This window comes from Arthrobacter sp. MYb229 (genome assembly GCF_002975405.1).
Lineage (GTDB): Bacteria > Actinomycetota > Actinomycetes > Actinomycetales > Micrococcaceae > Glutamicibacter.
Genome location: NZ_PCPS01000002.1, coordinates 869,902 through 883,710, shown reverse-complemented (window position 1 = coordinate 883,710; position 13,809 = coordinate 869,902). Strand labels below are relative to the sequence as shown.

Sequence of the window (13,809 nt, the reverse complement as noted above, 5' to 3'; positions counted from 1 at the left end):
GGGGTCAAACATTCAAATTTGGTGACGCAATTATTGTGAAATATATGTGGTTGCTAGACCCCTGCCAGCGTGTTGATCAGCCGCGCTGCGGTGCGCGCGGTACGTCCGTCCAGATCAAAGCGCGGGTTAAGTTCGACCACATCGACCAGGGCAAGCTTTCCGCTTTGTGCAACTTGCCGGCAGACCGCATGGATTACCTCTAGCGGAACCCCATAGGCTGCTGGCGCGCTCACCCCGGGCGCAACCGCGGCGGGCAAGACGTCGAGATCGATCGTCAGATACAGCTGATCGATGCCCTGCAGGAAAAGATCTACGAACTCGGCGACCTGCCCCAAAGATCCTGCCCCGCATTGCTCGTCGAGCAGATACGTGACGCCGAGGGCCTTTGCCTCTTCGAATAGCAGCCGCGTGTTATTCGGCTGGCTGATGCCAAGAACCGCATAGTTGAATTCTCGTCCGGCGGCGTGCATATCGTTGGCTATGTCCTTGAACGGTGTCCCGCTGCTTCGCCGTGGTGCGCTGCGCAGGTCGAAGTGCGCATCAAGATTGAGAATTCCGATGCGGGCATCCGGCTGGTGCTGAAGCCGATCAAAAAGGCCGCCGAAGGATCCGTAGGCCGTCTCATGCCCGCCCCCGAGGACTACGGGAAGCATCCCGGACTTGAGCAGCTGGCTCACGCTCTGGGCTAGTCGCCGCTGGCCTGCCTCAAGCTCGTCGCCGACCACCACGATGTCACCGGCGTCGCACACCATGCGCGATTCATGGATGGCAAGCGAGCTGAGCGCGGCACGCAGGGCGGCTGGCCCTTTGGCTGCGCCGATTCTTCCCTGGTTTCGCAGCACTCCTGCATCCGAGGCGAAGCCGAGGAGGGCCACCGGTCGGCCACCTGCCTGCGGTGCGGGCATCCCGGAGGGCCCGGTGGCGACGTGCTGATGCCAGCGCAGGTGCTGCTTGCCGGTCCCATCGATGCGACCGCTCCAGCCTGCGGCTGGTCGGTCTACCTGAATTTCCGGATTGTGCACATATTTGTCCATCTCACCAGCAGACCAGATGCATGCCGGCGCGCACTAGGCCTGCCACCGTTGCCAGTCCGAGATTTCGGACTACCCTCCTTGGGTTGGCTCCTCGCGGCACTTTTGGGGCCCTCGGCGGCAATGCCGCGAGCCCCTCCGGCGGAGCAGCTTTCACGCTCAGCGTCGCAGCGCGCTGAGATCCAGCCTGCCGTCGGTGCCCGAATCCCCGTAGACCTCGACGTGGATGTGGTCCAAATGCAGGGTGGTGTCGTTCCAGTTATTCGAGAACTGGTTTCCGTACTTGCCGGACCCGGAGTACGCAGTCCAGCCTGTCGTCGGAAGCCAAATCCGGTCCTGCCAAATGAGGTAATAGATACCCAGTTGAGCGCGGTTGTCGATCAGGAACTGGGCCAGCTCATCGCCTTCAGCGATCCGGCGCTTGTTCTTGTAGTCCCGGATCATCAAGTCCACTGCTTTGCCTGCGCTATGCCCGGCCGAGCCGCTGCGAATCGTGTGGATGCCGCTGACCGTGTCGCGGAATCGGCCGTCGATTGCCTTCATGACGCGTCGCGCATCCGGTTGGAGGGCCGCCGGGGCCCGCCGGGATAGGTAGCTTTCTTTGATCCATCCGCTGCCTCTGGAAGTTTTCACCTTCGTCCAGCCAGTGCTGGACGTCAAATATGTGACCTTCTCGCCCGAAGGAACGACGCCTTTGCCCCGGTGGTGGACCCCGGCGCCAGCCCGTAGGTTGACGTTGGCTGTTGTCCATCGGTAGCTGTTGCTCTGCTGCTTGTCGGGCGCAGGCTTCGTGGGCTCGGCAGCCGAGAGGTAGCCGGAGCTGATCCACCCGATGCCTTCGGAGGTGCTCACCCGCGTCCAGCCGTTGGCGCTTCCGTGTGCGGTGACCGGCTGGTGCAAGGTGATCACCCCCAGGGACTGGTGCGCCCTGGAGTAGCCAGCGCGCAAGTGCACGTTGCTTGTAGTCCAGCGTTTGAGCCTGTTCAGCGGTTTGTAGGCGCTGTTGACCAGCGCGCTGGATGCTATCCAGCCGGTGCCTCGGGAGGTTTTCACCTTGGACCACGAGCCGCTGGCGGTGTAGAACCCAACCTTCTGCCCGGCACGGATGGTGCCAGAGGATTTGGCTTTTGCCGAAGCGCTGGCGCGCACCGCCACGGATTGCACCGTCCAACGATGGCCTTTGAGGACGTTGCCGACGGGCTTGCTCGCGGTCAGGTCCCGGGTGGCCACCCAGCCGGTACCCTTGGATGATTTGATTCGGGACCAACCGTTGGAGGTGCCATGCAGGGACACCTTTTCGTTTTTGGCCACGGTGCCTAGCCGCCGGCTCGATCCAGCGTTGCCCGAGCGCAGTGCCGTCTGCTTCACGGTCCAGCGGGATGCGGCGGAATGGGGCTTGTAATAACTGCTCACGAGGCTGCTGGTGGGCACCCAACCGGTCCCGCGCGTTGTCTGCACCTTGGACCAAGACCCCTTGCTCAGGTAGAGGCCGACCTTGTCGCCGGCCTTGATCATCCCCAAGGATTTGGCCTTGTTCCAGTTGCCCTGGCGCACCACGGTATGAGTGATCATCCACCGATTCCCAATGAGCTTATCGACCCTTGGCTTCGTGCTGGATAGCTGCTTTGCGGATATCCATCCCCTGGCACCGGACGCGGAGACATAAGCCCAGCTTCCCGAGGTGCGCAACCATTCGAGCTTTGCACCGGCCCCGACACGGGTGACGGTGGATGCCTTCGTGGAAGCTGATTTGTAGACCGTTTGCGCGGACTTCGTGTACCGATGCACTGCGGCCGGAAGGGACGTGGAAAGCTGGTTGGTCGGTACGAACCCGATCGTGCGTCCGGCCTTAATGCGTGTCCAAGCTCCCGAAGACCCGAGTCGTTGAACCTTGGTTTTACGGATCACACCGGTCAGCGAAGGCGCTGCGGCAGAGGCCTTCTGACGCAGGGGCTGGAAAGACTTCAGGTAGCGATAAACGCTTGCCTTGGGCTTGGACTCGCTGGGAACCCCAACCGTGGTCAGGTATTTTGATGAGACCCATCCGGTCCTCTTCGCAAAACTTACTTGGTCCCATCCGGAGCTGCTCCGGATCACCGATAGCGTGGTATTTTTCGGAATCACCAGCTGCGCGGCGGATGTGCTTGACGCGGTTTTCCGCAGAATCAAATTCGCCGTGGTCTTCTTGGAGATCTTCGCTTTCACCGCGGAAATTTCCACCGCGGATTCCGGTCGAATCTGCGCTGAAGCGGCAGCCGGCATTCCCAGCCCCACGGTTAATACCGCTGCGAGCGCAAGACTCAGTACACGGTTGGCATGCATGAAATTATTTACCTTCGTGACAAGGCATTTCTGCCGATCCTCAGTGGCTCACGAAAGTGAACAGCCATCCGCTGTGGTGACATGACTGTTACCGCCAAAAAGAATCATGACACACAAATGAGGCTCGCGGATACCCGAGCTAAAGCTGAGCTCTACGACTCAGCGCAGAGAACAAATGCGGTGGTCGAGCCGGGTTCAATTTCGGTTCGCCCGGCGTCCTGGATCACCGGACCGGACGCTTGAGCGGAGAGCCGATCAAACTCGTTGCGCGGCAGCTGCTTGATGCCAACCGGCGCGTGGACTTTGAGCCAACCTTCGATGATGGTTGGCCGTGCCTCGGTCAGCCAGGCGAAGAGCGCATGGGCTGCTTGCGCGGCGGCTTTACCCGTAGACATGTCCAAGGACTTGTTCAGCACGATGTTCACCGAGGCGACCAGCGCCTCGTCGCTTTTTGGCAGCTCGGTTCCGGAGACCTGCAGCTTGGCGATCAGCTTGGGCAAGTCCGTGGCGGGAAGCGGTGGCAACCCGACGGCTTGGGCCTTGCCCACCTCGCTGATCATCTGTTCGGGGAACATTTCCAAGACCTTGGCGAACATCTTCGGATTCGCGCGGCGCACCGATTTCGCGAAGGCCTGGCTAGCCCAGGTCTGCCATTCCGGGTTCTGCGGATTCTGCAGGTAGGCAATGACCGCGGCCCGGGCCACCGCCGAGATCCCTTCATCCTCGGTAGACGGATCTTCCTTATCGATCCGCAAGATGATGGGTTGCACTAATTCGAAAAGTTCTCGTTCAGTTTGCTCGCTCACCACTTCATTCTATGTGCGGCGCCCCTGCCCTGCTCCGCTAGCCCATTGCATGGGCCGGGGCTGCGCCTTGAGCAGGCGCTCCAGCGGTGCGCGGAACCCGGATCCGGCGTAGGATGCAGGCATATTGGAATGGTGCCGAAAATTCTGTTCCAGCATTGATGTATCACCGCGGAGCCTCATCCCTCCTAAGTCTCAAGAACTCGACCTTGAGAGGACCATCATGACCGAGCACTTGACCGTCGCCAGCAATCCCTTCCCCCACCTTGACCCGCTGGTCGCAGCGGCCTGGAACTTTCGCACGGTGGTGCCGCATTCCGGCGGTGCGACCGCCTATGTGGCCAATTCCCTGCTGCTCCTAGCGGAGCCGAGCACGATCGCCGGCCGCCTCGCAGCCATCAACAAGGTGGCCGGTGAGCTGGGGATCAAGGTGGAGGCCACGCCGCTGGGCATCGAGCCCGGCCGGGAACAGGCCCCGGTGAAGCTCGCACCGCCGGTCAGCCGGCTGGTGCTGCATGGCGACCCGGAGGATGTCGACGCCTGGCAGCTGCTGAGGCGGCTGCGCCGGGCGGGGGCCGCTGACGGGGTGGCCCTGGACCACGCGCTGGTCGCCACCCCGTACTACGCCGGGGTGCCCTACTATGCGGGCGTGCCTTATTACGCTGGCGTCGCCGGGGCGCCGGCCACCAGCTACGGAGCACCGGGGATGGGCGGTCGGACCCCGGTGTCGGTGGTGCTGCCGGACCCGCTCGACGGCCGCCCGCGCACCAAGCGCGCGCCCGTGGTGGTCGTGCCGGACACCGGCCTGGAGCAGCATCCCTGGTTCCAGGACCCGGCCACCGCGACCGCAGAGGTCCACGTCGACGGGCAGCTGCTGGGGCGGCACGGGACGGTACCGGGCTGCGCGGTCCCCGAACCGGTGCGCAACCCGCTGGACGGCACGCTGCCGCCCTTCGCCGGCCACGGGACGTTCATCGCCGGGCTCATCCGCCAACGCTGCCCCGAGGCCCGCATCCTGGGCATCCCGGTCATGGCCGACGACGGCGTGGTTTCCGAATCCTGCCTGATCGCCACGCTCCAGTCGCTGCGCACCGGCCAGCTCTCCGCCCTTGCGTCCGGAGACCAGGCGGAGCTCATCGACGTGCTCAGCCTCTCGCTCGGCTACTACCACGAGGCCCCGGCGGACCGGCTTGCCGATGCCCCGCTGCGCACGCTGCTCGAGGACTTCGGCCGCCTCGGCGTGCTGGTCGTCGCCTCGGCCGGCAATAACTCCACGACCGCCCCGATGTACCCGGCAGGCTTCGCCGCCGGACCTGCCGCCGCCGGGCTGCTTCCGTTGTGCTCGGTCGGCGCGCTGAACCCGGACGGCAGCGTCGCCTACTTCAGCAACGCCGGGCCATGGGTCAGCTGCCACCGCCCCGGCGCGGCGCTGGTCTCCACGATGCCCACGCACCTTGGCGGGGACCGGCAGATGATCGCCGCCCTGCAGAATTCCGGGCTGCCGCGCGCCACGCTGGACCCAGATGACTTCACCGGCGGCTTCGGGGTGTGGAGCGGCACCTCCTTCTCCGCCCCGGTGCTCGCCGCCGAGCTCGCCCGCGCCCTGGCCGAGACCGCCGCCACCGGGCTGGCCGAACGCCTGGAACGCGGATGGACGGCACTGGGAACCACGCTGGGCTGGAAACGGCCATGACCGGGGATACTGACCTCGTCGATCGGGCCGCAACCCTCTTCGAAGAGTTCCGCGGCGGCCGGCGCGAACTGCTCGAAGAGCTGGTGCGGCTGCTGAATCCCACGCTGTGGCATCTGGCGCGCAGCTGCCGGCTCGAGCGCGCCGACGCCGAGGATGTGGTCCAGACCGCCTGGCTGCGGCTGGTGGATCGGGCGGAGACCATCCGGGACCCGCAAACCGTGCTCGCCTGGCTGGGCACCACGGTGCGGCGCGAGGCCTGGCGCGTGGCCCGCGAACGCGGGCGCACCCAACCCTGGGAGAACCCGGAACCCGGTGCAGCAGACCTCGGCCCCGGTCCCATGCCAGGTCCGGTCGAGGCGCTGCTGCGCGATGAGGCCCGGCGCACGCTCTGGGCGCACTTTTCCCGGCTGACGCCGCGCTGCCAGGCCATCCTGCGCGTCATCAGCCGCGGCGGAGCGCCGGACTACGCCGCCCTCTCCGCGGCGCTGGGCATCCCGGTCGGGTCCATCGGCCCCACCCGCGGGCGCTGCCTGGACACCCTGCGCACCTACCTGACCGCCGACCCGGCTTGGAGCACCCAATGAACGAGCAATTCGAGCCGCACCAGCGGCCCCTGGACGGGCTGGATACCGCGATCCTGGAGCAGCTCGCGGCGATCTATGACACCTTGGACCCGCCGCCGCCCACGCTGGACGACACGGTGCTCTTTGCGCTCTCCCTGGCCACCCTCAATGCGGAGCTTGCCACATTGCTGGAAGGCCAGGCTCCGGCGCTGCGCGCCGCCGAAACCAGTGCCACCGACTCGGTCACCTTCACCAGCTCGGCCTTGCAGCTGATGGTGTCCACCGCGCCGGAGCCGGACGGGTCGCTGCGCGTGGATGGCTGGGTGACCGGCGGCGGGCTCGACGTGGCGCTCTACGCGGGCAACACCGCGCACTGGGCAACCTCGGATGTGAACGGCCGGCTGCTCTGGCGCTCGATCCCGCACGGGCCGATCCGGTTCCTGCTGCGGCCCGCGGACCCGGAGGCGAAGCCGGTGCTGACACCAGTCATCGAGTTCTAGTTATGCCGCTTGAGGACCACCTGTCGCCGGCAACCGAAGCCTACCGGGGCGCCCGGGCGGCCATCGCTGCGTACCGGCTGCCCGAGGCAGGCGCGCTGCTGGGCACCGCCCGCCGGCACCTGGCCGCGCTGCCCCGGCCCGAGCGCATGGACCTCGATCAGCGGATCCGGCTCACCGAATCCTGGCTGATCTGCGATGCGCGCGGGCTTCCCGCGGCGCTGGCGCAGATCGAGGCGGTATTGCAGGAAGCCGCCACCGCCGCAGACGACAATCTCGTGGCGCTCGCCCGCATCCAGGCCGGGGTGCTCCACGCCAGAGCCGGAAACTTCGAGGAGGCGCTGGAACAGCTGCGGCCCGCGGTGAAGTACGCAACACGGCTCCCGCTCGATGACCGCGTGCGGCTGCTGCTGAACAAGGGCACCATCGGTTCGCAGACCGGCGCCCTGGCCGAGGCCGCCGCGGACCTGCGCGCGGCGGCGGAGCTGGGCAAGGACCTGCCGGCCTACCGGTTCATGGCGCTGCACAACCTGGGATTCGTCGAGTATCTGCGCGGGGATCTGCCAGCGGCCCTGCAGCTCATGGCACAAGCCGACGGGCTCGAGGTCGAGGTGGACCGTTCCGTCGCGCGCCACGACCGCGCGCGCGTGCTGCTGGAGGCCGGGCTCATCGAGGAGGCCACCGAGCTCTTCGAGCAGGCCGTGGTCGAGCTGCAGCTGGCCGGGCTGGCCGAAGAATGGGCCGAAGCCCGGCTGGACCAGGCCCGCTGCGCCGCGCTCGCCGGAGACCCCGGCCAGGCGGTCCGCCTCGCCGAGGAGGTCCTGGCGCAGGCCGCGGGGCGCGGCGAAACGGCCCGCACCCAGGAGGCCCGGGCCGCACGGCTCGAAGCGCTGGTCCTGGGCTCCGGGCCCGGGAAAGCGCAGCTTGCGGCGCAGGGCGCGGCCCTGGCCGCCGACGCCCGAGCCACCGGACGGCCCTGGCTCGCGGATCGGGCCGCCGCCCTGCAGCTGATCGCCGCCGCGGAGGGACCCGAGCCGGAGCTCGGCGATCCGCAGGCCCTGCGCGGCCTGCGCCGCATGCGTGCTTCCCCCTACCTTTCCACGCGCCTGCTGGCCATCCTCGCAGGGCTCTGCACCACCACGGACCCGGCGCGGCGCGGCCGCCTGCTGCGTGCCGCGGCGCGGGATACCGCCGCCGCCCGGGCCGGCATGGCAAGCCTGGATCTGCGTACCGCCGTCGCGGTCCATCTGGCCCCCATCATGCGCTCCGATCTAGAGCGGGTGGCTGCCAGCGGCGACGGCTGGGCCGCCTTGCGGGCCACCGAACGCTGGCGGGCGGCGCTCGCCGAGGTGCCCTCCGTCCTGCCGCCCGCAGACGACGCGGCCGCCGCCCTGTTCGCCACGCTGCGCCGGCTGCGCGAAGAGCTGCGCACCGCCGCACCGGGTCCGGCAGGTGCCCTGCGCGTCGCGGCCGGCAGAATCGAAAGGCAGCTGCGCGAGCACCACTGGACCCACCGCACCCATGAACCGGAAGGCCTGCCCGGGCCGGTGGGCCGTGCCGAGCTGTCAGCGGTGGGCGTGCTCAGCTACTTCTGGTCCGCGGACGCACTGCATCTGGTGCAGCTGGCACCTGGCGCTCCGGCGCGGTTGCTGCCGCTGGCCGGGCGGGCAGAGGTTTCCGACCTGATCGCCGCCGCCCTGGCCGACACCGCGGCGGCCGGCAACGCGCCGGCGGGCCCACTGTCCCGCGCGGTGCGCTCCTCGCTGAACGCCGCGCTGCAACGGCTCGAGCAACTGGTGCTGCCCGAGGACCTCGGCAACGCCCCGCTGGTGATCATCCCCAGCGGGGAGCTGGCCAGGCTGCCCTGGGGCATGCTGCCGCGGCTGCGGCACCGCGGTTTCACGCTGAGCCGCTCGGTTGCGGCTTGGGCTGCCGGCGGCGTCAGGCTTGCCGGCCCACCCAGCGTGGCCGTGATTGCCGGTCCCGGGCTGGCGCTGGCCGAAACCGAATGCGCGGCGGTGGCCGGCTGCTGGGCCGGCGCCCGGCCGGTCCCCGCCGAACCGGCCGCGCTCAAAGCCGCCCTGGCCGCCTACGACGTCGTCCACATCGCCGCCCACGGGCAGCACCGGGAAGACAGCCCGCTCTTCTCCTCGCTGCGGTTGCACGGCGGTTCGCTGTTCGCCCACGAGCTGGAGCAAGTGCCGATCCGCGCCTCGCTGGTGGTGCTCTCCGCCTGCAGCGCCGGGCGGGGGCGGCTGCGCCCCGGGGACGAGGCGCTGGGCCTGACCTCGAGCCTGCTCGCCATGGGGGTGGGCGCCGTCGTGGCGCCGCTGACCGACATCCCCGACGCCCTGGCCGAGCGGACCATGGCAGGCCTGCACCGCCGGCTCGCCTCCGGGCAGGAGGGGCCCGCGGCGCTCGCCGCGGCCTGCGACGGGCCGCTGGAGCGCAGCTTCGCCTGGTTCGGTTCCGACTGGCGGGCCGGCCCGGGCAGCTGAGCGGAAACTTTTTGCGCGGCGGTGTATCACCGGCCGCCGCCGGCGCTCCTAGGGGGTGCGGCGCAAAGGGGCGCCGCATCCGTTATCGGCTCCAGGAGCAATCCAATGTCAGAGAACAATGAGGCGCAGGCCTACTACTACGCCGACGGCGAGCGGGTTCCGCTGGCCGCATCACCGAACTTCGTCGCCATCCATGCAGACGCGGATCAGGCCGAGGCCATGAACGCCCGCGCCGCGGCGGCATCCCACGACCCGCAGCACCCGGTCCAGTTGCTGCGGGTCACCGACCAGAACCTCGTGGTCATGCGCGTCGAGGACGCGCCGCTCGCGCGGCCAGCCGGGGCGCAAGCCGCCGCGGAGGCCGGGGCAGTGGACATCTACGAGCCGGTGGCCGCGCAGGCCGGGGACGGCGAAGACGCGCCGAGCGCGCTGATCGACCAGGGCGAGCTCATCGCCAAGTTCGAGCCCGGCGCCGACGCCGCGGCGAAGCTCATCAAAAAGCACCATCTTCAGACCGTCCGGGAGGACTACCCGGAGCCCGGCGCTTACCTGCTGCGCACCACCCGCGCGCCGGACTCCGCGCTGGCCATCGCCAACGAGCTGCACGAGCAGGAGGGCGTGGAGTACGCCGTGCCGAACTTCGTGCGGATCGCCCCGCGGCTGACCAGCACCCTGGAGGAGCTCGTGGAAACGGCCGAGCCGAACGGCACCGGCCCGGCGTTCACGCCCAACGACCCGCTGCTGCCGGCGCAGTGGGGCATCAGGAAGATCCGCTGCCCCGAGGCCTGGGACATCACCCGCGGCAGCTCCGCCATCTCGGTGGCGGTCATCGACGAGGGCGGCAACGCGCACGAGGACTACGTCCTGGCCCCGGGCTACGACGCGCGCTTCAACGACCCGAACCCGGCCCCCAGGTCGGCCGATGGCCACGGGGTGGCCTGCGCCGGGATCGTCGCGGCCACCGCCCACAACGGGCGCGGCATTGCCGGTGTCGCGCCGAACAGCCGGGTGCGGCACATCCGCATCGCCTACGGCATCGGCAACGGCTTCTGGTCCACCACCGACGCCATCATCGCCGCCGGCGTCCGCAAGGCGGTCGACCTCGGGGCCGATGTGCTGTCCAACTCGTGGGGCAGCCCCACCAGCACCGTGGTGACCAACGCGTTCCGCTACGCCCAGGCCACCGGGCGCGGCGGCCGGGGCACCCCGATCGCGGCGGCCACCGGCAACGGCGACATTCTCGGGGTCGGCTACCCGGCCCGCCTCTCCCCCTCGATCCGCGGCTTCCTCGCGGTCGGGGCCAGCAACCAGTGGGACCAGCGCAAGAGCAAGACCAGCCTCGACGGCGAGACCTGGTGGGGCTCGAACTACGGCCCGCAGGTCGACGTGGTGGCGCCCGGGGTCAAGATCCCGACCACCGACATCATGGGATCCGGCGGCTACTCCGGCGGCAACTATGTGAACACGTTCAACGGCACCTCCTCGGCGACACCGCATGTCGCGGGACTGATGGCGCTGATCCTTGCCGTCGATCCGGCGCTGCGCTCCTGGGAGGTCGAGGACATCATCAAGCTGACGGCGCGGGACCTGGGTTCCGGGGGCCGGGACCAGCATTTCGGGTTCGGCCGGATCGACGCCCGCAAGGCGCTCGAGGCCGCTTCCCGGATCTGGTACTCGATCCAGGTCACCCCGGTCTTCCTCGGCTCCGGCCGCGACACCTATATCCGCGCCAACATCCGGCTCTACAACCCGGGCATCAACACGGTGCGGCTGAACGGACTGACCTTCCGCTCGCACGCTCCGAACGGATCCGTACTGGACCAGTTCAGCTTCGCGGGCAATCCCGGCCCGGTGATGCTGGCGCGCAGCGGGCACGACGTGCGCTTCACGAACGTGCTGCTGCGGGCCAACGGGAACCGCTCGCGGTGGTCCTATAAGTGGTCGGCGAACTGGGGCTACACCTTCTGGCGGCCGGGTGCACCGCTGCATCCGCTCGGGGCCCAGGAGCCGGCCGACGCCGGTGCCGGCGTCCTGGACGAAGCACAGGGCGTGAGCGAGACCGTGCCACCGGTAGAAGGTGCGGACGCTGGCGCGGATAGCCCGGTCGAGCCGGTGCCGAACGCCGAGCCCGCGGCGCTGCCTGCGCTCAATGGAGCCGGCGGGGACCAGATCACCGTCGATCGGACCAGCAAGGCGATCACCATCGTGGTGCGCTGAGCCGGCGCCGCTGGGGGCGGAAATCGGGGATCCGACATGCAATCTTGGGGGATGCATGTCGGATCCCCGCCGCGGTTAGATCGCCGAATCCGGTAATGGTGGATTCCGCCGATTTCAGGCAATGAATTGCATGCAGATCGGCCCACTTCATGTTTGACTTCCCAGGATCCGGAATCCCGCGATGCACGCACCGCCGAAGACAAGGCCATGGCCTTGCTCCGGGCCTTCGGCGATGCAGCGGCCACTTGTGTCGGAGTCAGCGAGCTAACCCGACGAGCCGAGCTGTCGAAATCCACACCGGCCTACCTGCCAGTCGCTTACTCCTGGTGCATTGCGCTGCCAAGCACCTCACCGTTGCCGTCCAAGGCTTCAACAACGACGTACCGTGCATCGCCGGGCAACGGGATGGCTGTTTCAAAGGACTCCCGTTCGACGGTGGCCTGTTCGCTTGCGGTTGCCGCGTCGTCCCCGGTTAGCAGGCGCCATTGCGCGACCTCGGTGGCACCGTTCCAGGAGACGTATGCGGTGCGATCCCGGAGCGTGAGCTGCGGGTCGGTCGATGGTTGCCCGTGCCACGCAGCCTTGTACGCCCGGTAGCTGGTGCCTCCCCCAGAGAATCCTTCCGGGTAGCAGGCATCGCCATGGCAGATATCGTAGAGCAATTCACCATCATGGTTGTATTCCGAGAAATAGGACTGCGAGCCCCAGCCGATGAGCATGTTGCCGTTGGCCAGTTCTTGGGCGTTGGCCATGCTGCCGGCCGCCCGTTCCTGCGGCGGAGCATACTCGGTGACCACCGAGGCGGTCATTGCCCGCTCGTCCAGTGACAGCCGCAGCCCCCGGGAGGACCGTTCGCTCTCATCTCCTTTGGCGTGGTTGTCCAGCAGCGTCAGCGTCCCGTCGGGTGCTCGCTGCGCGTCATGCTGCCAGGCGAACACGGCATCCTCATCGAGATCGAAGTCGCTGGCCGATCCACCCAACGTCCAGGCCACCTCCCCGGTGGTGCGGTCCAGCCGGTAGACCGCAGAAGTATGCCGGGCCGAGACGAGAATTGCGCCGTCGTGGTCTTCTGTTATCGAATTAATGTGGAAGTAGTCAAAAGGCTTTTCCGCGGTGCCCAGTTCGTCCTCGTCCTCCGTCTGCGCGGCCCGTTCGGAGTCGAAATCCAGCATCGTCTGCGTCAGCGGAACATGATCCAGCGCGCTCCATTCGAAGATCACCTCGCCGCTGGCAATGTCGACCTCTTGGATCACCGCATCTTCGATGTTTCCATCCTCCGGGCCTCCCACGGCAGACAGATCGGCCGGGGTGGGCACATAGGAAGCGATCAGCATGGTGCCGGCTGCGGTGATGGTCGAGTCGTGGAAATCTGCTTTGCCCGGACCTAGAGAACCGCCGGTGGTGACACTGGCAATCTGTTCGTAGGCGGCGTTGAGGACGAGGATCTCGCCATTGCCGCGGCCTCCGTCTCTGGTGCCCTGATAGACCGTCAATACCGTTTCGCCGCGGTATTCCTGCGGGCGAAGGTCAAAATAGTTGTCCTTAGGGTCCTCCGGGTCGATCGGTTCCATCCAGACAAGTTCGCCTTGGGCGTCGAAGATCATCGCCCCGGATGAGGGAATGCCGGTCTCGTAGCCGGGGGTCAAGAAAATATACTCGGTCATTCCCCCGTGCTTCGCGGCCGCGGTTTCGCCGTGCGAAGTTGCCAATTTCGGCGGCGTCAGATCCGGGCGACTGACGAAGCTGTGATGCGGCACGGGGTAGTCCTCGGCCCCTTCGGTGGGAGCACAGCCGGAGAGCAGCACGGCGAGCGCCGCCACGATGGCTGCAGCCGACGCCCGGCGGCGGCGAGGTTGATACCAAGTGATGTTCGCACCCATACCTCAGAATGACACCGTTGGGCCGAGGATAACAAGGGCTGAGCGCTGCGGCACCGTCATGGCTGGATAGGTAACCGCGGGCAGCTATCAACTACCATTGCTGCGCCCGGCTAAGAGCGCCCATGCCAGGCACCGGTCGGAGCCCGGACTGCTGATTTACCGATTGGCGCTTTTTCCGGATGATCGCTTCAGGTCATTCCATTCCTCGAAGCAATAAGAAATACAGGATCTCGGTGGAGATCCAACATGCCGTATTCCGCGGCTGAAGCGCAGCAGAGTCTGTCCTTGCGCGTGCGGTGAGACAC

General features: G+C 67.4%; 9 protein-coding genes. 5 read left to right on the top strand and 4 right to left on the bottom strand.

What is annotated here, in order from left to right:
• Positions 1 to 53: 53 nt before the first annotated feature.
• The 3 genes from hutG to CQ019_RS10385 all read right to left on the bottom strand — a co-directional run bounded on the left by hutG (position 54) and on the right by CQ019_RS10385 (position 4,159).
• Entirely contained in the window at positions 54 to 1,034 is a 981-nt protein-coding gene (hutG, locus tag CQ019_RS10395; RefSeq protein ID WP_105569638.1) for a formimidoylglutamase, read from the bottom strand.
• A 156-nt stretch (positions 1,035 to 1,190) separates the two neighbouring features.
• Positions 1,191 to 3,353, bottom strand: a complete 2,163-nt coding sequence (locus CQ019_RS10390) for an SH3 domain-containing protein (RefSeq protein ID WP_105569637.1) — start codon at positions 3,351 to 3,353, stop codon at positions 1,191 to 1,193.
• A gap of 152 nt (positions 3,354 to 3,505) precedes the next feature.
• The gene (locus CQ019_RS10385) at positions 3,506 to 4,159 is read right to left on the bottom strand and encodes a peptidyl-tRNA hydrolase (RefSeq protein ID WP_105552919.1); all 654 of its coding nucleotides are present in this window, start codon (positions 4,157 to 4,159) and stop codon (positions 3,506 to 3,508) included.
• Between the two features lie 220 nt (positions 4,160 to 4,379).
• Between CQ019_RS10385 and CQ019_RS10380 the strand changes: the two genes are divergently transcribed.
• From CQ019_RS10380 to CQ019_RS10360, 5 genes are all read left to right on the top strand, one after another.
• Complete coding sequence (locus CQ019_RS10380; protein ID WP_105569636.1) at positions 4,380 to 5,849, top strand: S8 family serine peptidase; 1,470 nt, start codon at positions 4,380 to 4,382, stop codon at positions 5,847 to 5,849.
• Positions 5,846 to 6,433: an RNA polymerase sigma factor gene (locus CQ019_RS10375; RefSeq protein WP_105569635.1), complete on the top strand. Its 588-nt coding sequence runs from the start codon at positions 5,846 to 5,848 to the stop codon at positions 6,431 to 6,433. The genes CQ019_RS10380 and CQ019_RS10375 overlap by 4 nt, the downstream gene beginning before the upstream one ends.
• A complete protein-coding gene (locus tag CQ019_RS10370; RefSeq protein WP_105569634.1) occupies positions 6,430 to 6,912 on the top strand; it encodes a hypothetical protein in 483 nt (160 codons plus the stop codon). The genes CQ019_RS10375 and CQ019_RS10370 overlap by 4 nt, the downstream gene beginning before the upstream one ends.
• 2 nt (positions 6,913 to 6,914) lie before the next feature.
• The gene (locus tag CQ019_RS10365) at positions 6,915 to 9,407 is read left to right on the top strand and encodes a CHAT domain-containing tetratricopeptide repeat protein (RefSeq protein ID WP_105569633.1); all 2,493 of its coding nucleotides are present in this window, start codon (positions 6,915 to 6,917) and stop codon (positions 9,405 to 9,407) included.
• A 105-nt stretch (positions 9,408 to 9,512) separates the two neighbouring features.
• The gene (locus CQ019_RS10360; RefSeq protein WP_105569632.1) at positions 9,513 to 11,624 is read left to right on the top strand and encodes a S8 family serine peptidase; all 2,112 of its coding nucleotides are present in this window, start codon (positions 9,513 to 9,515) and stop codon (positions 11,622 to 11,624) included.
• A gap of 317 nt (positions 11,625 to 11,941) precedes the next feature.
• On the opposite strand, the gene CQ019_RS10350 is transcribed toward CQ019_RS10360, so the two are convergent.
• The gene (locus tag CQ019_RS10350) at positions 11,942 to 13,504 is read right to left on the bottom strand and encodes an arylsulfotransferase family protein (protein WP_105569631.1); all 1,563 of its coding nucleotides are present in this window, start codon (positions 13,502 to 13,504) and stop codon (positions 11,942 to 11,944) included.
• Positions 13,505 to 13,809 lie beyond the last annotated feature (305 nt).

What these genes read in the sequence shown, in the direction of transcription:
- CQ019_RS10365 (WP_105569633.1), top strand. Translation starts at nt 6,915, where the DNA reads ATGCCGCTTGAGGACCACCTGTCGCCGGCAACCGAAGCCTACCGGGGC.
- CQ019_RS10350 (WP_105569631.1), bottom strand. Translation starts at nt 13,504, where the DNA reads ATGGGTGCGAACATCACTTGGTATCAACCTCGCCGCCGCCGGGCGTCG.
- CQ019_RS10375 (WP_105569635.1), top strand. Translation starts at nt 5,846, where the DNA reads ATGACCGGGGATACTGACCTCGTCGATCGGGCCGCAACCCTCTTCGAA.
- hutG (WP_105569638.1), bottom strand. Translation starts at nt 1,034, where the DNA reads ATGGACAAATATGTGCACAATCCGGAAATTCAGGTAGACCGACCAGCC.
- CQ019_RS10390 (WP_105569637.1), bottom strand. Translation starts at nt 3,353, where the DNA reads ATGCATGCCAACCGTGTACTGAGTCTTGCGCTCGCAGCGGTATTAACC.
- CQ019_RS10380 (WP_105569636.1), top strand. Translation starts at nt 4,380, where the DNA reads ATGACCGAGCACTTGACCGTCGCCAGCAATCCCTTCCCCCACCTTGAC.
- CQ019_RS10370 (WP_105569634.1), top strand. Translation starts at nt 6,430, where the DNA reads ATGAACGAGCAATTCGAGCCGCACCAGCGGCCCCTGGACGGGCTGGAT.
- CQ019_RS10360 (WP_105569632.1), top strand. Translation starts at nt 9,513, where the DNA reads ATGTCAGAGAACAATGAGGCGCAGGCCTACTACTACGCCGACGGCGAG.